This window comes from Paenibacillus sp. AGC31 (assembly GCF_057334655.1).
In genome coordinates this window covers 122,128-146,211 of sequence record NZ_JBHFJH010000030.1, presented here as the reverse complement: position 1 = coordinate 146,211, position 24,084 = coordinate 122,128, and the positions used below count along the sequence as shown (strand labels likewise).

Here is a 24,084-nt window from a genome sequence, read left to right as displayed (position 1 = left end):
ATATTATACCCTCCACTCCTACAAAGATATATCAGTCAAAGGTATATTTTTATTAAGAATAACCCCGGTCAAAAGTTGACCGGGGTCGTAAGAGTTACTTAACTAACTCACTGATTTCAGTGAGATTTTCGGCAAAGCCTACAAAGACCTTATCTCCAATGACAATGGTTGGAACAACCTGTTTGCCAGTCAACTTCCAGACTTCCTCAGCGTACTTGGCATCTTCTTCACAATTGTAATCCGTATAGGGAAGCTCATGCTCTTTAAAGTAACGTTTAGCATAATTGCAATCGCTGCAGGTTGGGATTGAATAAATCTGAATGGATTCCGTCATGCCCAATTACTCTCCCTTGTATTTCAATATATATTACGCTCCGACGTTATATCCTTTTTTACGGATCGCTTCTTCAATTTCAGCGATTTGAACTTTAGAATCGTCAAATCGAACTTCTACTGTTCCTTGTTCAAAATTAACGTGCCCTTCAGCTCCAATAGCGCTAATTGCACCTTCAATTTTAGTTACACAAGAACGGCAAGACATACCTTGAATTTTTACAGTTGCTTCTTTCACTGTTTTCACCCCCTTTCAAGCGTCATAGACTTCAAGTTTTCCAGTGTCATTCGATTAACGAATTTGCTGAACTTTTCTTTGCCTTTTGCATGCATCTTATAATAATCAACAATTGCGGTAACAAAAGGAATAAGCTGATCCTCCGTTAATCCGGAATGTAGCAGCTTGGCGAAGGAGGGTTTAAGCCCCTTCGACTCGCCACCAACATAAACATCGAACTTATCGCGCATCTTTACGATCCCAATATCCTTAATCAACGGTTCACTAGTGCCTAAGGCGCATCCAGCATATCCAATCTTGAGTGGTGTAGGCGTCTCGATACCGGAAATGGCCTGATTTAAATTTTTGGCTGTTTCCATGCCTGCTTCTTCTGCACCTCTACAAAAGTTGCAAGCGATCAGACTTTTGGTTACAAATCCTGCAGGGTTTATTTCAAGACCGTGATCCTCAAGTTCATTTGTGATCTGCTCTCGTTGTTCAATCGATACTTCTGCGTAGAGTTGCTTAAAGGGTGTCATCTCCACTTTTGAATCTGGACTAATAATCTCGCCAATTTTAACTAGTTGCTCCGGAGTGAATAAGCTTCCACCAAGTTGGATTGCTGGACTAATCGCTATTTTAATTTGATCTCGCATGCTCATACCTCTCTACTCACTTACATCTACTACAAAAGGTACTGTAAAAACTTCCCCATCATGTTGGAATTGGCCCCAGATTTTATAGATTCCGCTATGCGGGAAGGAGGTCATAAATTCCGCTTTTGGACCTGGTGCCTTTTCCTCTGTTGGATGAACATGCAGATATTGCTCTGCATCCTCAGAAAGGATAACAACATGACCTACAGCACCGAGGTATTGTTCAAGATTATTAATCCCTTCGTTCGTTGACGCATCCATGATATTAAAGGTCAGATTTACGTCGTTGTTGGCCTTTTTGGTACTCAATGAAAGTTCGATTTTTTTACCATCCACTTCTTTTACAAGGTTGGAATCCGCATGAACAGGCTTTTGGGCTTTTTCTTGTCCCCCAACGTTCACCCATTCACTGAGTGCAGTACTCGCTCCACCTTTTGGAACAAAGTCGGCAAGGATTTTGTATTCGCCACCGACTGGAAATGAAGTTTCAATCGCAAACTTTCCATCGCCTTTATAATCTGGATGAATGTGATTAAAGTAAGAAAGATCTTTACTCACCACGATAAGGTGCATTCGTTTTTCGTGGCCCATCTCAAATTCATTAACCGGATTTCCATCGGCGTCCGTGATTTGAATTGTCAGATGCGAATTTTCATTGGCCTTCACATCTGATGCAAAGGAGAACGAGGCTTTAAGGATACTTGCTGTTGAATCAGCATGAGGCCCTGCATGATCATGACTCGCACCTTCAGTTTCAGAATTCTTCTCAGTATGATTCATACCACCATGTCCATCTGTATGTGCACTTTCTTTAGGGGTTCCGCAAGCAGACAACACACCGAAAGCTAAAACACCGGTTAACATTAGCATGATTTTTTTACTCCTCATCATCATTATGTTCGCTCCTATTCTAGTACTTTGACTAGTGACGTACTTTTACGCGTTGCAATCGCAGGGCGTTTAGAACGACGGATACCGAACTCAAGGCCATCGCTGCTCCTGCAACCCATGGTGCTAACAGACCGATAGCTGCAATAGGGATGCCTAAAGTGTTGTAACCAAGTGCCCAGAACAAGTTTTGCTTAATGTTGTTCATAGTCTTACGACTCATGTAGATAGCATCAGGAATACTGGATAGATCGCCGCGCATAAGTGTTACATCAGCTGCTTCCATCGCTACATCTGTCCCCGTACCAATCGCCATACCAATATCTGCAGTTGCCAAAGCCGGTGCATCGTTAATACCATCGCCAACCATGGCCACTTTTTTACCTTGAGATTGCAGTTTTTTCACTTCTTCCGCTTTTCCTTCCGGCAAGACCTCTGCACGAACGTGGTCAATACCTACTTGAGCAGCGATGGCTTTTGCCGTCCGTTCATTGTCACCTGTAATCATAATGACCTGAATGCCCATTTCTTTCAGACGGCTCACTGCAGCTTTCGAAGTTTCTTTAATCGTGTCTGCTACAGCGACCATACCTGCATATTGGCCATCAATGGCAACCAGCATCGCGGTTTTGCCCGCTTCTTCCAAACGTGACATCGAATGATAAGCTGCTTTTGCATCGATATTATACTTTTCCATCAGTCGACGTGTACCCACGAGTAGTTGTTTACCTTCAACCGTTGCCTGGATTCCGAAGCCCGGAAATGCTTCAAAGGATTGTGTTCCTGGTAGTTCGATATTTCGTTCCTGGATGCCTACAACGATGGCTTCTGCAAGTGGATGCTCAGAATTTTTCTCTGCAGCTCCAACAAGTTTCAGGAATTCATTTTCATTGCCAAGAGCGACGACGTCAGTCAATTCAGGTTTACCTTTTGTAACAGTACCGGTTTTATCCAGAAGGATCGCATCAATTTTATGCGTCTGCTCCAGATGCTCTCCGCCTTTGAACAACACCCCTAGTTCAGCCGAACGACCAGACCCCGCCATAATGGATGTTGGGGTTGCAAGTCCAAGTGCACAAGGACATGCGATAACAAGAATCGCAATTGCTTTTTCTAACGAACCTGCAAAATCGCCTGGTGTAACCCAGAAGTACCAAACCACGAAAGCAACTATTGCAATTCCTACAACGATCGGGACGAATATGCCAGAGATCACATCGGCTACCCGCTGAATTGGTGCCTTTGATCCCTGAGCTTCTTCAACAACCTTAATAATTTGTGCAAGAGCGGTTTCTTTACCTACTTTGGTTGCTTTGATCCGAAGAATACCGTTTTTATTAATCGTAGCTCCAATCACAGCATCTCCGACTTGTTTCTCTACTGGAAGGCTTTCGCCCGTAAGCATGGATTCATCTACAGATGAGATCCCTTCCAGCACCTCTCCGTCTACAGGAACTTTATCTCCTGGGCGAATAAGGACAACATCTCCTACAATGACTTCATCCACTGGAATGGTAAGTTCTTTGCCATCCCGAACCACTAATGCCGTCTTCGCCTGCAGACTCATCAGTGATTTAATTGCCTCTGATGTTCGGCCTTTCGCAAGTGATTCAAACAATTTACCCATAAGAACCAAAGTAATAAGGACCGCACTCGTTTCATAATACAGGGATGGACCATGATGCATCCCGTCAGCCATACTTGACCATTGAATGGTCAAATATAAACTGTAGAAGTACGCTGCAGAGGTGCCAAGTGATACCAACACATCCATATTCGCACTCCCATTCCGGAGAGCCTTATACGCACCCACATAGAACTGTCTACCAATATAAAATTGTACTGGTGTAGCCAGAATTAGTTGGAACCACGGATTCATAAACAATTCCGGTACATAGATCCATGAAGTGAACGAGAAGTGACCTACCATAGTCCACAACAACGGCAAGGAAAGAATTGCCGAAATCAGTAATTTCCGTTTTTGATTGCTCAGTTCTTTAGCACGATGCTCACTTGCACCACCACTGGAACCGTCTGCTTTGCTGATCGCTGTATAACCGAGTTTTCTTACCTTGTCTTTCATGTCTTCGATGGAAACTTCACCAGGAGAAAATTCAACTCGAGCCGTTTCCATGGCGAAGTTTACTGAAGCGTTAGTCACGCCGGGCAATTTGTTCAGGCCCTTTTCAATTTTGTTCGCACATGCTGCACAGGTCATGCCTTCAAGATTGAATTGCGCAACCTCTGATACGGAACCATATCCAAGTTTTTTGATTTTTTCCTCAAGTTCTTTCATTTCCACTTTCGTGGGATCATACGTTACACTCGCCTTTTCCAAAGCAAAGTTAACATTTGCTGATGTGACCCCGTCCATCTTACCGAGGCCTTTTTCGATTTTGTTTGCACAAGCTGCACAGGTCATACCTGTAATTTGTATACTCGACTGTTTTGTCTGAGCCGCTGCTGTTGCCACAATAACTCACTCCCCTCATCGTCCATTACTTACGCTACTTCGTAGCCTTGCTCTTCAATAACTTCTTTAATTTGCTCCAAGGAGACTTGATTTTCATCATACGTCGCTTCAACCGAATCATCACTGAGGTTCACCTTGCCACTCACTCCAATTTCTTTCAGAGCACCTTCGATGGAGTTTACACAATGTTGACAGCTCATACCTTGTACATTCAAAACAATGTTTTTCATCTTATTTCGTCCCTTCTTGTGGGTGATTTTTTGGTTTAGTTTGACCTAAACGATGGGCTAAACTCTCGAGGCCAGTTTTTCAGGTCTCATCAAGCTCTTGTACAATACAATACCCCCCTACCCTATATTAGTCAACATATTTTTATACCCCCATACCCTATATGGACTATCTCTCTCGTTAGATCAATGAATTTATGGAGAGAAGAATCGATTATTTATACGCTGATTGGTAATCGGACCATGTTCTTGTCCTTGACTTGGGAATAAAGCTTGTACCGATAAAACAAAAAAGCCGCTAAAATAGCGACTTCAATGGGACCATGATCTTGTCCCTCGATATAAAATTCCTTTATTTATGGTTGAATGTTACTCCATCCGCTTACATCACATTGTCCATAATCATTATCACCCACAGCAACCATCGTACCATCCGATTTCAGTCCAATCGTATGGGCACACCCCGCCGAAACAGCTCTAATTCCGTGCCAGCCACGTACATCACATTGGTTATGTTTATTCGAACCCACAGCAACCATTGTAGCGTCGGACTTAAGACCAACAGTATGATAACTCCCCGCTGCAACTGCTACAATATCGCGCCATCCGCTTACGTCGCATTCATCTTCATTATTTCTTCCCACAGCCACTACCGTGCCATCCGATTTAAGTCCAACCGTATGAAGATACCCCGCCGAAACAGCCAATATGTCGCTCCAGTCGTTTATGCTACATTGGTTATACTTATTGTTACCAACCGCTGTTACCGTACCGTCTATTTTTAGACCGACTGTATGCCAGTCACCTGTCGTGACCGATACAATATCACGCCAGCTGCTCACGTTGCATTCCCCTTCATTATTTCGCCCCATCGCAACCACGGTGCCATCTGATTTAACCCCAACCGTACGGCACCAACCTGCCGAAATGGTTACAATATCGCGCCATTCGCTTACATTACATTGGTCATGCTTATTCCAACCTATAGCAGTTACCGTACCATCAGATTTAAGACCAACGGTATGTGCATTACCGGTGTTCGCAGCCATATGAACATTACCAGCAGCAACTGCGACAATATGGCACCAATCGCTTACCTTACATTGACCGTATTTATTATCACCCATAGCTATTACTGTTCCGTCAGATTTAAGAGCAACGGTATGACGACGACCTGCTACTATGGTACAGTTACGGAACCGTTTCGTCTCAAAAACCGCTTCATTCCGTGAATTGTAGTCCATATCTTTCTTCCCCCCACCAATTGAAAATCCGCGGTTAGTTCAACTGTTAAGTTATAAAGTTCGTTGTTAAATCGCATGTTACAAAAGAAAGGCTCGCACAGGCAGGGTATTATTACTTCCCTGCCCAATACGAGCGTCTATGTCATATTGCACTCAAACGGTTGATCCGAATGTGTACTTTTAGCAATCATTTCATTTCATGTAGCGATAGTCTAATAGATCCTTCAAATTTGAGATTTTCTGTAACAGCTGTTCACCGACATTGGTTTCCCTCACCAGTTTCCGTGCCAGTTCTTTGTCCACCAATCTTTTTAGAGATAACACGTCCGTTCCGTTACATAAGACATCTTCTTTTGAGTTAAATTTCTTATGGGCGACAAGTTGCATGCCAAAGGAATTGTACAACAAGGTATATCCGGCAATGCCCGTTGTGGATTGATAGGCTTTGGAAAAACCGCCGTCAATCACGATCATTTTTCCGTTTGCTTTAACAGGGCTCTCTCCACTAATTTCTTTGACTGGTGTGTGGCCGTTAATGACATGTCCATGATCTGGATTCAAATCAAACTCCTGCAAGATTTTTCGACAGATCTCTTCATTTTCACGTAAATGGTAGTACGGATTCTTTCTCTCTTTATGTGCTTCTTTATCTTGGATAAAATACCGTTCAAAAGTGGTCATTTCTCTCTTTCCAAAGAGCGAGGAACATTCTCCTGTCCAGATGTACCATACCATATCCGTCGCCAGATCTTCTGTCTCTTCCGGATGCGCAAAGGCGTAACGTAGATAATCTTCAAAAACATCAAGCAATTGACGGCCCGCATATGTCTTGTCTTCAATCTGCAGTTCTTCCATATTTCCTTCTTCAGCCAAAGGAATACAGCCGTGGATTAACAAATTCCCGTTGTATTTTAAATAAAGGCTGCCCTTTTTCATGAGAAAATTCATATGTCTGGCCATCTTTTCGGAATGCTGAACGGAAAACAACAGCTTTTCCATCACCTGACGTTCTTCCTCCAGCAATTGTTCAGGTTTCTGCGGATTTACGGTTGCGAAACAGGTGTTTTCCAGCAGGTACGTTTTACCGCAGATGTTGATTTCATTGTTGTCGTAATCAATCTGCTCCAGCAAAAGTCTTTCAGACATATTAAAGTATGGGCGTCTCTTGATAATCGGGATTTCAAGTTTAAATTGAATCATGGCAATGGCTTGGTGAATTTTGGTGATCTGCAGAATCTCCTGCTCCGATACATTATGGCCAGCCTGCAGCTTAGGTCTGAAGGATGGATTGTCTTCGTAATATTTCTCCGCCAGGTTTAGCAGTGGGCGCAGATTGATTCCGTATACATCTTCAATGATGTCCAGATTATCGTATCTGGCGCAGATCCGAATAATATTCGCAAGGCAGACCAGGGAACCTGCGTAGGCTCCGATCCAGAGGACATCATGGTTCCCCCACTGTATGTCTACAGAATGGTAGTTGATCAGCGTATCCATAATTTTATCGGGGTACGGCCCACGGTCATAGATATCTCCAACCACATGAAGATGGTCAACGACCAGGCGCTGTGTCGTATAAGCAAGTCCGATAATGAGATTGTCCGCCTGGCCCAAGGATATAATTTGCCGATATATTTCCTCGTAATAAGGATTCTTATTGTTGGTCGAATCCGTCTTGTATAAAAGCTCTTCTACAATATATACATATTTGCTCCGGCAGAGCTTTACGCAATTTTGAGCGTGTATACTTGGAAGAGGCATAAGAAATAAGCTTAAGCATGTGTTCAATTGTTAGTCTGTACCACTGGTTCAAAGCCTGTTTATTGCTCAGTTCCCCTATAACCAGCTGTATTTTTTCTTCCGGGTAATAAACTAACGCCGCAAAATCATTGATTTCTTGTTCCGTCCAAACCTCCCGGAATAATTCTTTGATTTTCTCTTTGACGGTACCCGAACCGTTTCTTAGTACATGCTGAAAAGCGTGGAACTCCCCATGCAAATCACTGACAAAATGCTCGGTTCCCTTTGGGAGATTGGAGATCGCTTCAAGGTTGATGATCTCTGTTATGATTTTTTCTTCCGTATCATATTTCTCGGCCAATAAATCTAGAAACTGCTCATCCAAAACAGATGTCCCCCTTCAAGGAAGTATGGTGTTGTATAGCCGGGTCCAAAAGCTTTAGACCTATATAAAATTACACTCTATACTTGGCATTGATTATATGGTGATTATCTGCATTGCCTTCCCCCATCATACTCCAGTTCATCATATATGAACAAATTTCATCGAATGGATTTGAATGAACAATGTCTGTAGTTATTTTAGGAATAAAAAAGCCGCTAATATAGCGACTTTCAATGAGAACATGTTCTTGTTTCTAGACATTTTCTTACTAACTGCTATTTTACACAATGAAAAATAAACGATCTGTTCTCAGAATTTGCTTGTTTAAATTCCCAATCACCATATGTTTTAATTTTTGAAAAACCGATTTGTTTCAGCGACTCATCAAGTTCTTCTTGATTTCGAAACCTCAGCTGCATTTTTTCATGAACTAACACTTTTCCTTTTTTGGTATTTTTACTATTTCACAGAAAGTGTAAATATCTCCCTCAAACCCTTCATATTCTGTATAAATTTCTAAAGGATCTCCGCTTAGTCTATCTTTAGCGAAGTCAGGAGTTTTGTCCTTCTCCCATTCTTCCCATACTTTTACCAAAGGGTTTCTTGTATCAAAAATAAAGTGACCCCCGATTTTTAGGGATCGGAATACGTCTGAGATTACTCGCTTCCAACTGTCATCTGTAAGAAATACCTGTGCAACATTGGCTGTCATAATTACCGCGTCATAGGTATTGGTTTGCAAATCCGCACTATCACCTATAATCCAATTCACATTTCCAGAATTATCTTTACCTCGCGCCATTTCAATCGCTTCTTTATTGGGATCTATAGCAGTAATTTTATAACCGCACGGAACAAGATGAGTAGTCCATCTTCCTGTTCCACAGCCCAGGTCAGCTATAGATTCTACTTGTAATCTCTTTAACAATGCAAGGAAAAATTCATCATCTTTTCCCCAATGGTTAATCTGGTCGTATACTAATGGAATCATATAATGTCTACCCACTTTCAACAGCGTTTTACTGTGCTCAACAGTTTGATGTCTCATACATGAGCTATACGGTTTTAGTCTCATTCTGTGAACCAAAAACTTCCCTGGTTGCTTCTATAAAAGATAACATCATTGGTGAAAGCCACTTGTCTTTATGCCACAACATCTGTGTATATACCTGCAAGTCCGGAATTTGCCATGGGAGGACAACAAGTTCTCCGCGTTCAACTTCAGATTCCACGACGATCTCAGGAAGAAAGGCAATACCGATGCCTGAAATTGCACATTGTTTAATGGCTTCCGCACTTTGAAACTCTAAATATGTAATGCTATCAATTCCCTCTTTCTCAAATGACCGATCAAACATCGTTCGATAGGGACAACCCTTCTCATTTGTCAGGAACACTTCTTCATGAAAATCTTCCAATTGCAGCACAGTTCGTTTGGCGAGTGGGTGATCTGGAGCAGCTAACAATCGGAAATGTTCTTCCAGCAAAGGCTCCACGGAAAGTCCACTCGAGCGAATGGGTTCATCCAACATATAAACCAAATCCGTGGTTCCCTCAAAGAGCGTTTGCTTGAGCTCTTGATTCGGAACTGAGCGGAAGATTAGACGAACTCCCGGATGCTGCGAACGAAACCGTTGGAAGACAGGTGGAAGCCGATAGGAGCAAATAACCTCATTCGCACTTATCGTTAAGGTACCACTTAGTTTTTTATTATCATGGACAGCACTACGAGCTTCGTCCATTTTTTCAAGAACGCCTTGGGCGTGTGTTAAAAAGCGTTTACCCGCAGTTGTGAGCGCGAGTTGCTTGCCCAACCGATCGAAGAGGCGAACACCTAGCTCGTCTTCCAATGCTTTGATTTGCATCGTGACGTTGGAAGGAACGTAGCTCAGCGCTTCTGCTGCCCGCGTGAAATTCAATGTTGTTGCAACGGTACAAAACGTATTCAGTTGACGCAATTCCATCCGATGATCCCCCCTTCATCTTTCAATTTTATTGAATGCTATTATGAATTATATTCACTTTTATTGAGAGTATCACAGCTCTATACTGAGTACAAGAGATCACAGTGAACATGTGGTTTTTCATTTTGAAGGGAGCGACTATACGATGGATTATGAAATTTTTAATTTGGGTGATGTACTCTTACAATCAGGAGTGACGTTACCAAATGCTTTTCTTGCTTACAAAACATACGGAAAATTAAATGAACAGAAGGATAATGTTATTGTCTATCCAACGGCTTTTGGAGATCAGCATATTCAGAATGAATGGCTCATTGGCATCGGGATGGCACTGGATCAAGAGAAATATTTTATTATCGTACCCAATTTGCTGGGCAATGGACTCTCTTCCTCACCCAGTAACACGCCTCCTCCGTTCGATCGGGCTAACTTTCCACAGGTAACCATCTACGACAACGTTCGATTCCAGCATCAACTGCTGACCGAAAAATTCGGTATTGAAAAGATTGCTCTCGTCGTCGGGTGGTCGATGGGCGGCATTCAGGCATTTCAATGGGGGGCAAGTTACCCGGAGATGGTTGAACGAATCGCACCTTTCGGAGGCATCGCCAAGCCTTGGCCTCACACATTTGTGGTCCTGGAAGGCGTGAAAGCTTCACTGCTATCTGCAGTCGGTTTCGACTCAAGTAAATTAAACCAACTAAGTTCGACAGACATGCGTGCCGTTGGTCGGGTGTATGCAGGATGGGGACTATCACATGCATTTTATAGAGAAGAGCATTACCGTGAGATGGGATTTGACACATTGGAGGATTTTGTAGCTGGTGTCTGGGAAAATAGCTTTATGAATATGGATCCGCATAATGTTCTGGCCATGTTATGGACAGGGCAACATGCAGATATCAGTGCAAACCCCTCCTATAACGGAGACTTTGATAAAGCACTTCAGAGCATAAAAGCTTATGCTTGTATCATGCCGGGAAGCACGGATCTCTTTTGCACAGCGGCCGATAATGAATACGAAGCTAAGCGTATACCTAATGCTGTCTTGAAACCAATTCAATCGATCTGGGGCCATTTTGCCGGTCGTGGAATCAACAGTGCCGATAATCAATTGATTGATGACAATCTAAAACACTTGTTGTCACTTAGCACTAATGAATAGATCGTCACTTGCATTGGATGTCTGTCAGGCCTATCAAGATTCCCTGTTCTGCTCTAAGCAGTGCAATTCTCCATTTCGATACCGGTACCTCTGCCAGTCTCATCTCTATGTCTTTCATCTTTAATTCCACCGGATAACTCACTCTGGTTGCCATTACAAACACACCTCCAAGATGATCTTGAAGGTGTGTTTGATTAATACATATTCCTAATGATTATAACTGCAATTAAGTAAGTACAGTCATCGCCTCTCTTGTGAATGGAACCAGATCATCAATACGTCCTTCTTGAATTTTCTTAACCCATTCAGGGTCGACTAGAAGAGCACGGCCTACAGCAACCAGATCAAACTCATCATTCTGAAGTCGTTGTACCAATCCCTCGATACCGACGTTACTTGCGCCTTTACCTTCTGTGAACAGACTTGTAAAGTCACCATCAAGACCAATCGATCCAACAGTGATTGTCGGTTTACCAGTCAGTTTTTTGGTCCATCCAGCAAAATTCAGATCAGACCCTTCGAATTCCGGCTCCCAGAAACGACGTGTGGAACAGTGGAAGATATCGACTCCAGCTTGAACCAACGGTGCGAGAAGCTGCTCCAGTAATTCCGGTGTTTCAGCCAATTTAGCCTGATAATCATCTGTCTTCCACTGAGATAAACGCAGTACAATAGGGAATTCCGGTCCCACTACTTTACGGCAAGCCTCAATCACTTCAACTGCAAAACGTGTGCGAGCCAACATATCTCCACCGTAACGATCCGTACGAGAGTTGGTTTTCTCATACAGGAATTGGTCGATCAGATAGCCGTGTGCTCCATGGATTTCAACACCATCGAACCCAACGCGTTTCGCTTCTGAGGCTGCTTGTGCGAATTCCTGAACGATTGTAGCAATCTCAGCTTCCGAATAATCATTAACATGACCTTTGGCTCCCATATGCCAGATCTGTGGAATAATTCGACCGCCAGCTTCATGTACTTCAGATACAACATGTGCCCAACCATTCATTGCAGCTTCGCCATAAAAGTGCGGCACATTGGCTTGATTGGATGCATCCGGATGATTAATTATTGTCCCTTCTGTTACAATAAGTCCCACTGCGTTCTCTGCTCTACGGCGGTAATAGCCCGCAACATTTGAACCCGGGATACCGTCCGGAGAAAATTGACGCGTCATCGGCGCCATCACGATCCGATTGGATAACTTCAAGTGACCTAACTCTACAGGTTGGAACAATGCTTCTACGGATTGAGAATAATTCATAATAACCTCCACATATTTCGTTTTATATAAATTGACCTAGGAGATGTTAAACAGCAACCAGCCTGGTTAACAGCTAGACGTTATTTCCAAATGAATCAATACACGATTTTTATCGAAAAGCTCCACCTCCTTCAAGGTTTCGTGGTGTATTAATCCGCCTTCAATTATTTTTGACTTCGTAGTCAAGAATTTCACAAAAAAAAGATCAAGACATGATCATGCCAAATGAAGTACGCAGAACCGTCTCGATCTGTTCACGGGATGAACCTGATTTCTCCATAACTCTCACACCAAGAATGGTGTTATTTAGATAAGATGCAAGCTCTATACTCGTATACCGGTTGGAAATTAACTGTTGTTTCTGGCCACTACGTATGATCTTCTCTAATACCAGTTGAATCTCTTCTGCCATGAGCTCAGCTTCTCGTGTGACCTGCTCGTCATCTGTTCCGAATTCGAGTGATGCATTCACAATTAGACACCCTTGGCAGCTAGTTTCATCGTCTAAAAGGGAATATCGTAAGGTATCCAGTTTATCAACGGGAGACGAATCCAGGGCTTCAATCTGTTTCAGTTTCGCTATAACCTGTTCACGGTAAAGTGCCAGCGCCTTCAGGAACAACGATCGCTTGTCTTTAAAAACACAGTACAAACTTTGCTTTTTGACTCCTGTAGTACGCGTAAGGTCCTCATAAGAAGTTGCTTTGAAGCCTTGATTCCAGAACACTTCCATAGACTGGTGTAATACACGATCGACATCAAATTCTCTTGGTCTGCTCATGGGATTAATGTATCAGTTATTGACCATGCAGTCAAGAACTGATCATTTTACATCCTGTTTGAAAACTGTTTATGTTTTTGTCGTTCGCATACCTGGCGTATATTCACAAAATTCATCTATCCTGCCCGTTAACGTAATGAAGGCTGCCGGCTAACACAGGCAGCTTCATTTTCGTCGTATATTCAATTATAATTTCTACGTTAGCGCAACAAGCGTTAACTTTTAATATCTTCTTTAGCCTTTTGTCTATATCGAATTATGGAAAGAGGTAAATTAACTACTCCAAGAATAAAAGAAGAGCCAATAGATATCCATTGAGATATTGAAGGATAATTCGGTTTTCCATCTCCTACAGGTCCTATTTTGGGTTGGTGGCTATCCCACAAAACATATAAGAGACCAACAGCAGGTAACAATATGCAAATTACACTTGCTACTATATGTAACACATACTTGTTCAATCCTACCCCTCCATTTATTGTATTCCTGCTCCTTAGTTTAACAAAAATTTTTCTCCTTTAAGATATTTCCTAAAATAGTTTTCAATAACTGATGGAAAATTTGCCGCTAAGGATTGTTGTTCATTTAGGTTTAGTGAATGGAATGCGAAAGTCCTAATGATTGACCAAATAAAAAATGCTTCTAATAACTCGACATAATTCTCTTCCAGTTGATTTACTTTGCTATACGATGAAATAAATACTTTCCTATTCTCAGATGAAAGATGCAAAAATGTTTCAGCCATATCAAATAAATAAAAGCCATAGCCACAATTCGAAAAATCTATAGGTTGAGGAGTATCGTCATAAAATACATAGTTACTCTCATGAAGGTCAGAATGAATAACTCCCCAGTTACTTGGCAAACGTTTATAATTTTGTATCACATTTGCTATTTTATGTGCTGACTCTTCCACATGAACAAACACTTCACTTGGGATAAGCTCTAAATTTACTAACCGTTTTAATTGATTAAGTGATGAATATAAATGATCAGAATTGTATATTGGTCTATTAAAGCCTTCAGGTGCATTCCACTGCATAGAATGTTTATGTAGAGCCGCCATTAAGAGAGCTAAATTTTCAGTTTCATTACTTGTTGGCTCTCTTTGAAGTACGCTTCCATGAATCCAATGATGGATAGTCACCATGATTGTATTTTCGCTAAGATCAGTTGAGATTTCTGTTACCAGATCACCTTGAAGATTTCTAACAGGTGCAGGTACGACGAGATTTGTATCTTTAACCAAAGCTTCAAGCCAAATAAGCTCTGATGCGATATTCCCTTTTGATTGAATGGAAATCGTTGAGATATGGATTTTGATAAGAAACTTTTGATGATCATCGTTGGTCTGAACTTGAAATGTAACATTATCACTCTTTCCGAGATACACAAGTTTTTCCCAATAGATTGGGTATTGATGTAAAGCTTCTTTCGCCACCTTCGCATAATCTTCTTCAGAAAGCATAGTATCCACTCCAGTTAATGTGATTTTTACTTCACAATTTTACCAAGTGAACTTTATTTTATGGTGATAAAAGTTGATTATAACTAAACTTTACTGCCCGGTAGTCGAATAAAGCCACCGATCCTGTTGATCGGCGGTCTCCTTTGGTTTCATGGAACTACTGTTTCCCTTTAGTTCAATCGACCTTCTTCGTTTATGATACTGTCCTCCGTGTTGTCTGTAACAGCAAGTTTTAGAGCCATCCTATGAGGGATGACCCTTTCGCTTTGTTATACAATCGTATACTTAGGACAATCGTTACGTTTTCTTTACTAGTATCAGATCCTACCCTGTGTATGCCATGGCATCCCATTGTACCGAAAAATAAAAAAGCCGCTAAATTAGCGACTTCAATAGGACTATCTTCTTGTCTTTCGACTAAATATTAATCCAGGAGGCTGTAGATCTGAATGCTCTCCACCTTGGCATCCTTGATATGAAACGACATTACATCCACATAATTGGATGGTTCGTAACGGAAGTCATCTTCCTCATTAGGGGCTCCATCACCAAGCAGTTTCCCCTCGGGGTAGGCGTCTTTGAGTGTATCCAGGCTATCTCCTGCTTTAATGTTTCGCACTGTCGCGTACTTAGGATCTGTGATTTCGATATGAAAGATGGAGTCTTGTTTTCCTTCCGGTATACTGATTGTTTTAATCTCCAGACCAGGATACGTATAGACCTTTTCTGTAAAACCGATTAACGTATCCATGTTGGTTCCATCGTCGGCACTGTACGTATGAGATTTCAGGTTATCCGGTTTGCCCAGCATCTGTTCCATCTGGTCTTCATTCGCTGTATCCGAAATCGCAATGGTGTGCTCATTATAGACAAAAGCAAGCTCCTTCAGCACCACATTACCTTCCTTCTCCATCGAACCTTCTTTAATAGTTTCAGTACCCTTTTCTTCCGAACTTTCGGAAGCAGGCGCAGGAGAATTGGTTGCTCCTTCGCCTTTGCTTTGTTCATTCGCTGTGTTCTGTCCGGTTGCTGGAGATGTAGCATCACTGGACTGACAGCCCGTTAATGCCACCGTTAGTAGAGCACCTAGTATGATAAAACCTGCAGCTTTCTTGGTTAACTTCATCATGATCCCTCCATAAATGTGTGATTTGTTCTTATGAAGTGATTATAAATAAAAAATTTGTTAGTCTTATAACAGAAATGTACCAATCTTGTAACGTTACCTATTTAGGCTTGGGTTTAGATGCAGGTCTACACACGAGGCAAAACAATCGTAACGGTCGTTCCTTCCCCGATTTGACTTTCCATGTCGATATATCCATTAAACCGCTCTACAATCTCTTTGCAAATGGAAAGTCCAAGACCTGAACCGTTCGCTGTACTTGCATTTTTCGCCCGGTAAAAACGTTCCTGCACTCTCTCCAGCTCATCGCCCGCGATACCGATCCCTTGATCACGTATCCGTATAACTACCTCGCTTGGCGTATGTTCCAACTTCAATTCGATTAGCGATGGACTGCTGGAATATTTGATGGCATTATCCACAAGATTGGCGATCGCATGGGACATCAGCATTGGATTTACGTTGGCGTAAACTCTCGTCAGAAGCTTATCCTCTGATTTCGCTTCCACCTCCCTGAACGTAATCTCGATTCCTTTATCTCTGGCCTTGGCACCCATACTCGTTGCGACTTGCTGAATCAATTCGTTCATTTCCGTCTTCCGGGCTTCCAGTTCGTTAGAACCAGCCTTGTCGAATCGGGATAACAACAACAGTTCATTAATCAAACGTGTCAGCCGATCTGATTCCTGCAGCAGATGAGCATAGATTTTTTGCAGCTCCTTGTTCTCAGTCTCCCCTTCAACCAAGTATTGAGAGAAACCACGAATGGCTGCCAAGGGTGTTTTTAACTCATGAGATACGTTGGAGACAAATTGTTTCTGATACTGAATGTAATCATGAAGCTGCCGCCCCATGGAATCCAGCCCATCTGCCAGCATGCCCAGCTCATCCTTCCGGTTTAGATGAACTCTCCGAAACTCCTGTTTAGAGAAACTTTGTGCAGCGCCAAGCAACAGCTTAATCGGCTTGGTTGTGTTGCGGGCAATCCACAGACTGGATAACGTAATCAGTATAATAAATCCGCCTGCGCCGACAAACAGGATATAACGGATTTGATCCATAATCGCATAAAAGTAGGAAATGTCCTCCACGAACTCATACACATAAGCGTTCTCGTAGAATTGATCCTGAATGGGCGTCGCAAAATAAAGCAGATGATCTTCCGTGACGGTGTAGGCATAACTGCCGCTCAGGGCTTTCTCAATATTTTTTTCAAAAATAAGAGGTTTGCCATCATTAATGATGATGCCATCCACAGCCAGGCCCAGCAACTGCTTGGAGCTGTCATAGATACGTACTTCCTTGCCTGAAGCTTTCAGCTTCTCCAGAGCAAGTCTGACAATTTCCTTGGTCTGGGGCTCTCCTGAAGATGACCTATGCTGAGATAACACCTCACGGAAGGACAACTCAGACAGATCCGCCTTCTCCATCATCTGTTTCTCAATGGTAATGAAGCTGTAGTAATCGATGGCTTTATTCACCGCAAAAATGATGATGCCAAAGGACAGCACGGAGAAAAATAAATAATTCAGCAGTAACCGGGTTGCATACTTCAGGCCTCGCCACCTCCAAGTTGATAGCCAAATCCATAGATCGTCCTGACATACTTCGGTTCGTCCGCGTTATCCTCCAGCTTCTTCCGTAATCGCATGATGGTCATATCCACACTGCGACTGTCTCCCATAAAGTCATATCCCCATCCGATCTGCAGCAGCTCATCCCGAGTAAAGATTTTGTCTGGCCTTTTGAGTAACGTTTCCAGAATTTTAAACTCTTTGGCCGTTAAAGACACGGGTACACCGTTTTTTAGCACCCTGCGGCTTTCCAGATCAAATGTCAGCTCTTCATGAATGATGCGTGTAGATTTCACTTCTGTTCCTTCACTTGATTCCTCCTTGCTCTCGTTTCTTCTCAGAATGACCTTGATCCGAGCGAGCAATTCACGATTGTCAAAGGGTTTGGTCATGTAATCTTCCGCCCCTAGCTCTAGTCCCAACACCTTGTCGATTACCTCATTTTTGGCAGAGAGCATGATCACAGGAACGGCACGTTTCCCGGTAATTTCCTTGCACAGGTCATATCCGGAGCAGTCTGGTAGCATCAGATCAAGTACCACTATATCGGGTTGAAAAGAGTCGAGCAGCTGCAAGCCCGTTTTGCCGTCCTCTGCGGTCTGCACATCGTAGTTTTCTCGCCTTAGCACCAGCTCAATTAAATCTCGAATTGCGATTTCATCATCAATGACTAGGATTTTCTTCAACTGTACACCCCTATCTAGCCTTGTTTTCACCAGCTTCAATCAACTATTAACCCATCTTAGCACAGGCGATTTAGATTCCTCCACCAGCAGGAAGATGAGGTATATTCAAACGAACCCAACATAACTTGTAATAACCCCGAAGAAAGGAGAACAATCCATGGATCTGCTCTGGGTACTCATTGTTGGTGGACTTATTGGCTGGTTAAGCGGCAATTTGAGTGGGCGGGACGTACCGGGCGGTGTACTTGGAAACATTATTGCGGGTTTTATCGGTTCCTGGTTAGGAACGGAATTGCTGGGACCAAGGGGGCCGGTGATTGGCGGATTTCATATTATTCCAGCCATCGTTGGCTCGATTATTGCCCTGCTCATCTTCTTTGCTCTGGCACGCGGCGGAGCCTTCCGAAGACGTTAACCAAGAGAGACGGGAACTATACCGTCGTTCATTAAGGATAAACACAAAAGGACCGAAAGCATTCATCGATGGAAGATGAACATTTACGGTCCTTTTCTATTTTTTGAACAAAATCGCAATCAGTATGATGGTTGATTTTCGTTTTAAACGGTACGAGGTCCATAAGCACTAAGAAAGACCCTTACGCCTTCAGTGATGATACGTTTGGTTTGTTCCTCTTCGAATGCCTCTGTTTTTCTAGGTTGATTAAATACCAATAAAAACGTTAATGCAGCGAAGTGCTTTGTAGCCATTTCAGGATCGGGCACATGGAGCAATCCGGTTTGTCCAAACTCTGTAAACCTCCTGATAATCCCCTCTTCAGTTGCGTTATCCAGCCTATCAAAAAACGAGTCTGGCAGGTTGGCGGCTTCCACCATAACCAGACGGATCAAAGCCATGTAATCGGACGAACCGTTCGCAGAAGCTACGATTTGTTCGCAAAATAAGATGAGCGCCTGCTTCAGATCCTCGAATTCCAAGAGGTGATCTGAAATCCCTTGCTCAATCATGTCCAGAACCGCCAAACTGGATTCTTCAACAACGGCAAGCAGTAGATTCTGTTTGTCGCCATAATAATCATAAACTGTCCGTTTGGAAACTCCCGCTTTAGCTGCGACCGCATCGACGCTGGATCGATCAAACCCATCGGAAAGAAACAGGTCTCGTGCTGCCGCCATAATTTTAGCTCTTTTGTCTGAAGAGCCTTTGCGGATTTTCTTGTTTTCCGTATGATCCATTCTTACGTTGCCCCCTTATAGGTATACCATCAGAAATTAATTAGAGTTCCGTTCTGTTTACAAACTAGACTGCACGGTGTAGTATAGCGAATGTAGCATATCAAATCAATGAACAAGGAGGATTCTATTCATGAAAAGCAAGCCGTCTTTTGTTGATGTTCTTATTGTCGGGGCAGGACCTACAGGGCTTACACTTGCCTGTGATCTGGCCCGTCGAAACATCAACCATCGTATTATTGAACGAAGCTCCTTATTTAACGTTGCTTCTCGCGCCAAAGGAATACAGCCTCGCTCGCTTGAAGTCGTCGATGATTTGGAGGCCGTCCACTACATTATTGACACAGGTGTTGTGGATCTGCCTGTTCGTTATTATACCGCAGATGGCAGGAGTGTGGACAAGCCGGCTATTACCGTTGCAGCCAGCCCCGAACTTGAAACACCCTATCGTGATCCGGTTTGGATTGCTCAATATGATGTGGAAAAAGCATTGCGCGACCGATATGCAGTGCTTGGCGGTCAAGTTGAGTTGGGCATGGAAGCCATAAGGCTTGTTCAGGATGAGGATGGTGTAACGATAACCGTGAATTCACCACAAGGAGAAGAGCAAATTCGCGCTCGTTATGTAGTCGGCGCTGACGGAGGCAAAAGCAATATCCGCAAATTTGTTCACTTACCGTTGGTTGGGGAAACACACGATCATGAGCGATGGTATCTTGGCGATGTACGATTGGAAGGGTTAGATCGTGACCATATCCATATCTGGACTTCTTCGGAGGGGATGGTCGGGGTGACGCCGCTGCCAAAATCCGATATTTGGCAACTGCAGGCTACAATTCCGGAAGACATCGAAGAACCAGAGCAGCCGTCGCTAGAGGCGTATCAAGCCATGTTTGACCGTCGCGCCGGGGCCGGACGTGTTCGGCTCACGGATGCTTCCTGGCTGTCCATCTATCGGGTCAACGTTCGTATGGTCGAATGTTACCGCAACGGCCGGGTCTTCCTTGCCGGCGATGCTGCTCATGTTCATTCGCCGGCCGGTGGTCAAGGCATGAATACGGGGATGCAGGACGCGTACAATCTCGGCTGGAAGCTGGCGGCTGTGATGCGGGGAGCGGACACCGCCTTACTCGACACGTACGATGAGGAGCGCCGCCCAGTGGCTCAATCTGTTCTTGAGGACAGCACGAAGAAGATGGGAGTGGTCATAGGAACGGCGACTGAAGGCGGAGGGTTGTCCCAAACTTTGAGCACCATATCCGACGATCTGACGAGCGGACTACTCATTTCCTATCGCTCAAGTTCGCTTACCCGTCATCCTGCTCGAACAAATGCTACCCGTTCATTTCCTGGGGATCGTGCTCCTAATGCTACGGGCCTGCAAGGCACCGGATTTGTAGGAAGTCTCTTTGACCTATTGAGAGGCCCACACTGGACGCTTTTGGCTTTTGCAAACAGCATCGATCCTTCGCTGAAAAATTTCACCAACAACGAACTCCATATGCGTTATATCCTGCCATCCAACGTGGAGGGGGCGGCGGAAGGTATAATAGACACAGCAGGTAATGCCTATCGAATTTACGATGTAACAAGTAAAGAACTCGTATTGATTCGTCCCGACGGTTACATTGCAATACGTACCTCCATTGATGATATTTCATCGATTTTGAATTACTGGAATTCCATTTATCGGGCAAACTGATTTGGATAAGGCAAGCGGGAAATAAAATTAATTCAAGAGGAAATTAAAGAGGGCAACTTTTGTCACCAAAAGCGGCCCCCTTCCTTTCACTTCAATCCATTTTTAAATTTACGCCATGTTACAATCCAGACTACTGAAAATCGTTCAACAAAAACATCACCATATAGTTTCTTCATATGCGCTGTGTTAAAAATATATTGTTCCATAGGCTCAAGCCTGCGCAGACTGCGTACCAGTACTTTCCGATCATCTTCAGATAGATTAGGGTCATCGTCTATCTTCGTCAGAGCATTTTTCACACGTGCGGATACCTGTTCAACATACACATGGTTTTTGGATTTTGGCGGAATACATTGCGTCAGATCACAACTGACAAAACGAGCACCGTCAAGGTTGCAGTTTTCAAAATTGGCAATTAACTTTTGTTGGCCATTTCCCTCAAACGTAATATCCACTAGCTTTCCGGTAAAGGAGCAATTGACGATATTCGCCGCTTGTAAAACCCGGTCATTGAATCTACATTTATAAAAAGTAAAGTCGATAAACGTAGCATTCTCCAATGTCATCCCTATCACCCTATCATATCTACAGAATCTTTTTCATTATAATAACCTTATTTTGGAGTTGAATTCTCGTTGGAATCCCCCTCTCATTTTACTCTAAAATGACATAACTAAACTTCATAAGGGCAACAGAAAAAGGAACGAATAAACCGACGGGTGTTTCATTACACGGCGGTTTGTTTTAATTTATCAACAGCTAGCTTTCCGAAATATTACAAGTCGGACTAGCACATACTAAGGAACAGTTGGCTAAGCTTACATAACGGAGGGTCTCATCATGGTATTTACAATCACAATTATCATCGTTGTACTGTTTGCAATATGGGGAGCCGTCGCGCCTGCTCAGCTGGCGGATGTGGCTAATGTTGCCTACAACTTCTCTATTCAGAATTTTGGCTGGTTTTATTTGCTAGCGACACTGTTCTTCCTGATCTTTGCTTTCTATCTGGCGTTCAGCCGATTTGGCGGTATTAGGCTGGGGGATGACGATGATGAGCCGGAATATTCTACGGTTTCCTGGCTGTCCATGCTGTTTAGCGCTGGTATGGGCATTGGGCTGGTTTTTTGGGGAGTTGCTGAACCGCTGTCCCACTATTTATCTGCACCGGAGGGCGCGGTACCCGAAACAACGCAAGCAGCAAGACTTTCAATGCGTTATTCCTTTTTCCACTGGGGGCTTCATCCTTGGGCTATCTATACCGTCATCGGCTTGGCGCTCGCTTACTTCCAGTTCCGGAAAGGCTACAAAGGACTGATCAGTTCCACCTTTATTCCGCTGATCGGTGAACGTCTTGCTGCAGGCTGGCTTGGTAAGATCATTGATATTCTTGCAGTCATTGCAACGATCTTCGGTGTTGCAACCTCTCTTGGATTGGGTGCGCTTCAGATCGGTGGGGGTCTGAATTACTTATTCGGTATTCCAAACTCGACGCTGTCCCAGATTGTCATTATCTCAATTGTTACCGTACTGTTTTTGATCTCGGCAACCTCCGGTCTGGATAAAGGTATTAAGATTCTGAGCAACACCAACCTGGTTATAGCTGTGCTATTGATGGTGTTTGTATTGGTGACTGGACCGACTTCTTTTATATTTGACACATTCACGACAACATTGGGCAGTTACATGCAGAATATTATTAACATGAGTTTGAGACTGACACCGTTCTCAAGAGAAACCTGGATTGGAGCATGGACGTTATTTTACTGGGCATGGTGGATCGCATGGGCTCCCTTTGTTGGCACGTTTATCGCAAGGGTATCCCGAGGAAGAACCATAAAGGAGTTTGTAATTTACGTCATGGTTTTTCCAAGCCTGTTCGGATTTATCTGGTTCTCCGTTTTCGGTGGAACAGGACTTCACCTCGAATTGTTTAATGCCGCCCATTTGGCGGAGGCCGTCAAACAAGATACAACAACCGCTTTATTCCTTACACTGGAGCAGCTTCCTTTGGGTACGATCATAGCATTTATCGCTACACTCCTGATCATGACCTTCTTTATTACGTCGGCTGATTCGGCTACCTTTGTGCTGGGTATGCTGTCTTCAGATGGCAAGCTGGACCCGAGTACGAGAGTGAAATTAACCTGGGGAATCATGCAGTCCGCCATCGCGGTAGTCCTACTGATCAGCGGGGGGTTGAACGGTCTACAGACGGCCTCCATTGTGGCCGCACTGCCGTTCGCTGTTGTTCTTATTGGTATGTGTTTCTCCCTGCTCAAGGCTCTGCAAGCTGAGGACAGAGAGCGCCGTCAGAAAGAAAAACGGCAGCGCCAAAAACTGAAACGACTGCTGGAGGAACAAGAACACTCGCTGAATGAAATTCCCGGCAGGTAATGTATACTTGATGTTAAAAACAAACAAAAGCCCGCGTCGTTGCGGGCTTTTGTTTGTTTCATGTATTGAGTTTTTGGGATCTGTCATGAATTCTGTTTGAACCCCAGGCGGAATGATTTCTAACACTTATTCATACTATGAACGTTCCCCAGTTCCCGAAGGAGTTAATGTACAATGAGGACTGGACAACTTGATAGTTGTGAAACCTTGTGGCTGACACTTCCAAGCATCATTTCCTTAACGCCCCTAAGCCCACGGCTTCCGATAATAATAAGTTGCTGCTCGGTATCCTTTGCATAATTCAATATTTCATGCCCAGGATCTCCCTTAAGATGAACAGTTTCCGGGTTAATCCCCGCAGACTTTAATTTAGATTTGGCTTGATGCAACTGTTCCAAACTGGCTTTCTCCATTTCGTTCAGTATGTCTTCCAAAAAATTCTCTGGTACATATGTCATGCCATTTGACACATAATCCTGGCTGACATTAACCAAGGTAACTTGAGTTTGTTTATTTTGGGCTATTTCAACGGTTGCATCAAGGAGTTTGTTCGTTATTTCAGATTTATCAATGGCCACCATAATTTTGTCAAACATAGTT

24 protein-coding genes and 1 pseudogene are annotated in these 24,084 nt (G+C 43.4%); 4 read left to right on the top strand and 21 right to left on the bottom strand.

From position 1 onward, the window contains the following. Positions 1 to 94: 94 nt before the first annotated feature. The 10 genes and pseudogenes from ACE04G_RS17865 to ACE04G_RS17820 form a co-directional block, all read right to left on the bottom strand. Positions 95 to 334, bottom strand: a complete 240-nt coding sequence (locus ACE04G_RS17865; protein WP_074095290.1) for a glutaredoxin family protein — start codon at positions 332 to 334, stop codon at positions 95 to 97. Positions 335 to 367: 33 nt separating this feature from the next. Further along, complete coding sequence (locus tag ACE04G_RS17860; RefSeq protein ID WP_221821426.1) at positions 368 to 571, bottom strand: heavy-metal-associated domain-containing protein; 204 nt, start codon at positions 569 to 571, stop codon at positions 368 to 370. Between the two features lie 5 nt (positions 572 to 576). After that, entirely contained in the window at positions 577 to 1,206 is a 630-nt protein-coding gene (locus ACE04G_RS17855; protein ID WP_221821425.1) for an NAD(P)/FAD-dependent oxidoreductase, read from the bottom strand. Positions 1,207 to 1,218: 12 nt separating this feature from the next. Continuing rightward, positions 1,219 to 2,100, bottom strand: a complete 882-nt coding sequence (locus tag ACE04G_RS17850) for a hypothetical protein (RefSeq protein ID WP_260632761.1) — start codon at positions 2,098 to 2,100, stop codon at positions 1,219 to 1,221. Positions 2,101 to 2,128: 28 nt separating this feature from the next. Continuing rightward, positions 2,129 to 4,516, bottom strand: a complete 2,388-nt coding sequence (locus ACE04G_RS17845; RefSeq protein WP_486094569.1) for a heavy metal translocating P-type ATPase — start codon at positions 4,514 to 4,516, stop codon at positions 2,129 to 2,131. Positions 4,517 to 4,596: 80 nt separating this feature from the next. Continuing rightward, positions 4,597 to 4,797, bottom strand: a complete 201-nt coding sequence (locus ACE04G_RS17840; protein ID WP_047843207.1) for a cation transporter — start codon at positions 4,795 to 4,797, stop codon at positions 4,597 to 4,599. A 353-nt stretch (positions 4,798 to 5,150) separates the two neighbouring features. Further along, a complete protein-coding gene (locus tag ACE04G_RS17835; protein ID WP_449004688.1) occupies positions 5,151 to 6,038 on the bottom strand; it encodes an RCC1 domain-containing protein in 888 nt (295 codons plus the stop codon). 192 nt (positions 6,039 to 6,230) lie between these two features. Further along, a pseudogene (locus tag ACE04G_RS17830) lies at positions 6,231 to 8,163 on the bottom strand (fructose-1,6-bisphosphatase). A gap of 430 nt (positions 8,164 to 8,593) precedes the next feature. Further along, entirely contained in the window at positions 8,594 to 9,154 is a 561-nt protein-coding gene (locus ACE04G_RS17825) for a class I SAM-dependent methyltransferase (RefSeq protein ID WP_449004689.1), read from the bottom strand. 64 nt (positions 9,155 to 9,218) lie between these two features. Then, positions 9,219 to 10,127: a LysR family transcriptional regulator gene (locus tag ACE04G_RS17820; protein ID WP_405117594.1), complete on the bottom strand. Its 909-nt coding sequence runs from the start codon at positions 10,125 to 10,127 to the stop codon at positions 9,219 to 9,221. Between the two features lie 145 nt (positions 10,128 to 10,272). Between ACE04G_RS17820 and ACE04G_RS17815 the strand changes: the two genes are divergently transcribed. Beyond that, positions 10,273 to 11,292, top strand: coding sequence for an alpha/beta fold hydrolase (locus ACE04G_RS17815; RefSeq protein ID WP_405117593.1), 1,020 nt, complete (start codon positions 10,273 to 10,275; stop codon positions 11,290 to 11,292). Positions 11,293 to 11,296: 4 nt separating this feature from the next. Here the strand turns inward: ACE04G_RS17815 and ACE04G_RS17810 are convergent, their stop codons facing one another. From ACE04G_RS17810 to ACE04G_RS17775, 8 genes are all read right to left on the bottom strand, one after another. Then, positions 11,297 to 11,446 carry a hypothetical protein gene (locus ACE04G_RS17810; RefSeq protein WP_405117592.1) on the bottom strand — a complete coding sequence of 50 codons (150 nt, stop codon included), beginning with the start codon at positions 11,444 to 11,446 and terminating at the stop codon, positions 11,297 to 11,299. Positions 11,447 to 11,518: 72 nt separating this feature from the next. Beyond that, entirely contained in the window at positions 11,519 to 12,559 is a 1,041-nt protein-coding gene (locus ACE04G_RS17805) for an NADH:flavin oxidoreductase (protein WP_405117591.1), read from the bottom strand. Between the two features lie 205 nt (positions 12,560 to 12,764). Beyond that, on the bottom strand, positions 12,765 to 13,340 hold the full coding sequence (locus tag ACE04G_RS17800; protein WP_221821419.1) for a TetR/AcrR family transcriptional regulator: 576 nt from the start codon (positions 13,338 to 13,340) through the stop codon (positions 12,765 to 12,767). A gap of 215 nt (positions 13,341 to 13,555) precedes the next feature. Further along, a complete protein-coding gene (locus ACE04G_RS17795) occupies positions 13,556 to 13,801 on the bottom strand; it encodes a hypothetical protein (RefSeq protein WP_091021024.1) in 246 nt (81 codons plus the stop codon). Between the two features lie 32 nt (positions 13,802 to 13,833). Then, positions 13,834 to 14,808 carry a phosphotransferase enzyme family protein gene (locus ACE04G_RS17790; protein WP_449004690.1) on the bottom strand — a complete coding sequence of 325 codons (975 nt, stop codon included), beginning with the start codon at positions 14,806 to 14,808 and terminating at the stop codon, positions 13,834 to 13,836. Between the two features lie 424 nt (positions 14,809 to 15,232). Further along, entirely contained in the window at positions 15,233 to 15,937 is a 705-nt protein-coding gene (locus ACE04G_RS17785; protein ID WP_449004691.1) for a hypothetical protein, read from the bottom strand. Between the two features lie 125 nt (positions 15,938 to 16,062). After that, positions 16,063 to 17,415 (bottom strand): sensor histidine kinase, encoded by a 1,353-nt coding sequence (locus ACE04G_RS17780; RefSeq protein WP_449004692.1) that lies wholly within the window; start codon positions 17,413 to 17,415, stop codon positions 16,063 to 16,065. Between the two features lie 71 nt (positions 17,416 to 17,486). Further along, positions 17,487 to 18,194, bottom strand: coding sequence for a response regulator transcription factor (locus ACE04G_RS17775; protein ID WP_127549319.1), 708 nt, complete (start codon positions 18,192 to 18,194; stop codon positions 17,487 to 17,489). Positions 18,195 to 18,351: 157 nt separating this feature from the next. Here ACE04G_RS17775 and ACE04G_RS17770 point away from each other — a divergent pair, with 157 nt between their 5' ends. Beyond that, positions 18,352 to 18,609 carry a GlsB/YeaQ/YmgE family stress response membrane protein gene (locus ACE04G_RS17770; protein WP_449004693.1) on the top strand — a complete coding sequence of 86 codons (258 nt, stop codon included), beginning with the start codon at positions 18,352 to 18,354 and terminating at the stop codon, positions 18,607 to 18,609. Positions 18,610 to 18,752: 143 nt separating this feature from the next. Here ACE04G_RS17770 and ACE04G_RS17765 read toward each other — a convergent pair whose 3' ends face one another. Then, positions 18,753 to 19,388 carry a TetR/AcrR family transcriptional regulator gene (locus ACE04G_RS17765; RefSeq protein WP_221821416.1) on the bottom strand — a complete coding sequence of 212 codons (636 nt, stop codon included), beginning with the start codon at positions 19,386 to 19,388 and terminating at the stop codon, positions 18,753 to 18,755. Between the two features lie 130 nt (positions 19,389 to 19,518). On the opposite strand from ACE04G_RS17765, the gene ACE04G_RS17760 reads away from it, so the two are divergent. Beyond that, entirely contained in the window at positions 19,519 to 21,087 is a 1,569-nt protein-coding gene (locus ACE04G_RS17760) for an FAD-dependent monooxygenase (protein WP_449004694.1), read from the top strand. Positions 21,088 to 21,173: 86 nt separating this feature from the next. On the opposite strand, the gene ACE04G_RS17755 is transcribed toward ACE04G_RS17760, so the two are convergent. Further along, a complete protein-coding gene (locus tag ACE04G_RS17755; protein WP_449004695.1) occupies positions 21,174 to 21,653 on the bottom strand; it encodes a pentapeptide repeat-containing protein in 480 nt (159 codons plus the stop codon). A 274-nt stretch (positions 21,654 to 21,927) separates the two neighbouring features. Here ACE04G_RS17755 and ACE04G_RS17750 point away from each other — a divergent pair, with 274 nt between their 5' ends. Then, complete coding sequence (locus ACE04G_RS17750; protein WP_221821413.1) at positions 21,928 to 23,484, top strand: glycine betaine uptake BCCT transporter; 1,557 nt, start codon at positions 21,928 to 21,930, stop codon at positions 23,482 to 23,484. A gap of 164 nt (positions 23,485 to 23,648) precedes the next feature. Here ACE04G_RS17750 and ACE04G_RS17745 read toward each other — a convergent pair whose 3' ends face one another. After that, positions 23,649 to 24,080, bottom strand: coding sequence for a universal stress protein (locus ACE04G_RS17745; protein WP_405117585.1), 432 nt, complete (start codon positions 24,078 to 24,080; stop codon positions 23,649 to 23,651). Between the last annotated feature and the right edge of the window lie 4 nt (positions 24,081 to 24,084).

What these genes read in the sequence shown, in the direction of transcription:
- ACE04G_RS17865 (WP_074095290.1), bottom strand. Translation starts at nt 334, where the DNA reads ATGACGGAATCCATTCAGATTTATTCAATCCCAACCTGCAGCGATTGC.
- ACE04G_RS17855 (WP_221821425.1), bottom strand. Translation starts at nt 1,206, where the DNA reads ATGCGAGATCAAATTAAAATAGCGATTAGTCCAGCAATCCAACTTGGT.
- ACE04G_RS17850 (WP_260632761.1), bottom strand. Translation starts at nt 2,100, where the DNA reads ATGATGATGAGGAGTAAAAAAATCATGCTAATGTTAACCGGTGTTTTA.
- ACE04G_RS17845 (WP_486094569.1), bottom strand. Translation starts at nt 4,516, where the DNA reads ATGACCTGTGCAGCTTGTGCAAACAAAATCGAAAAAGGCCTCGGTAAG.
- ACE04G_RS17840 (WP_047843207.1), bottom strand. Translation starts at nt 4,797, where the DNA reads ATGAAAAACATTGTTTTGAATGTACAAGGTATGAGCTGTCAACATTGT.
- ACE04G_RS17835 (WP_449004688.1), bottom strand. Translation starts at nt 6,038, where the DNA reads ATGGACTACAATTCACGGAATGAAGCGGTTTTTGAGACGAAACGGTTC.
- ACE04G_RS17825 (WP_449004689.1), bottom strand. Translation starts at nt 9,154, where the DNA reads ATGATTCCATTAGTATACGACCAGATTAACCATTGGGGAAAAGATGAT.
- ACE04G_RS17820 (WP_405117594.1), bottom strand. Translation starts at nt 10,127, where the DNA reads ATGGAATTGCGTCAACTGAATACGTTTTGTACCGTTGCAACAACATTG.
- ACE04G_RS17815 (WP_405117593.1), top strand. Translation starts at nt 10,273, where the DNA reads ATGGATTATGAAATTTTTAATTTGGGTGATGTACTCTTACAATCAGGA.
- ACE04G_RS17810 (WP_405117592.1), bottom strand. Translation starts at nt 11,446, where the DNA reads ATGGCAACCAGAGTGAGTTATCCGGTGGAATTAAAGATGAAAGACATA.
- ACE04G_RS17805 (WP_405117591.1), bottom strand. Translation starts at nt 12,559, where the DNA reads ATGAATTATTCTCAATCCGTAGAAGCATTGTTCCAACCTGTAGAGTTA.
- ACE04G_RS17800 (WP_221821419.1), bottom strand. Translation starts at nt 13,340, where the DNA reads ATGAGCAGACCAAGAGAATTTGATGTCGATCGTGTATTACACCAGTCT.
- ACE04G_RS17790 (WP_449004690.1), bottom strand. Translation starts at nt 14,808, where the DNA reads ATGCTTTCTGAAGAAGATTATGCGAAGGTGGCGAAAGAAGCTTTACAT.
- ACE04G_RS17785 (WP_449004691.1), bottom strand. Translation starts at nt 15,937, where the DNA reads ATGATGAAGTTAACCAAGAAAGCTGCAGGTTTTATCATACTAGGTGCT.
- ACE04G_RS17770 (WP_449004693.1), top strand. Translation starts at nt 18,352, where the DNA reads ATGGATCTGCTCTGGGTACTCATTGTTGGTGGACTTATTGGCTGGTTA.
- ACE04G_RS17765 (WP_221821416.1), bottom strand. Translation starts at nt 19,388, where the DNA reads ATGGATCATACGGAAAACAAGAAAATCCGCAAAGGCTCTTCAGACAAA.
- ACE04G_RS17760 (WP_449004694.1), top strand. Translation starts at nt 19,519, where the DNA reads ATGAAAAGCAAGCCGTCTTTTGTTGATGTTCTTATTGTCGGGGCAGGA.
- ACE04G_RS17755 (WP_449004695.1), bottom strand. Translation starts at nt 21,653, where the DNA reads ATGACATTGGAGAATGCTACGTTTATCGACTTTACTTTTTATAAATGT.
- ACE04G_RS17750 (WP_221821413.1), top strand. Translation starts at nt 21,928, where the DNA reads ATGGTATTTACAATCACAATTATCATCGTTGTACTGTTTGCAATATGG.
- ACE04G_RS17745 (WP_405117585.1), bottom strand. Translation starts at nt 24,080, where the DNA reads ATGTTTGACAAAATTATGGTGGCCATTGATAAATCTGAAATAACGAAC.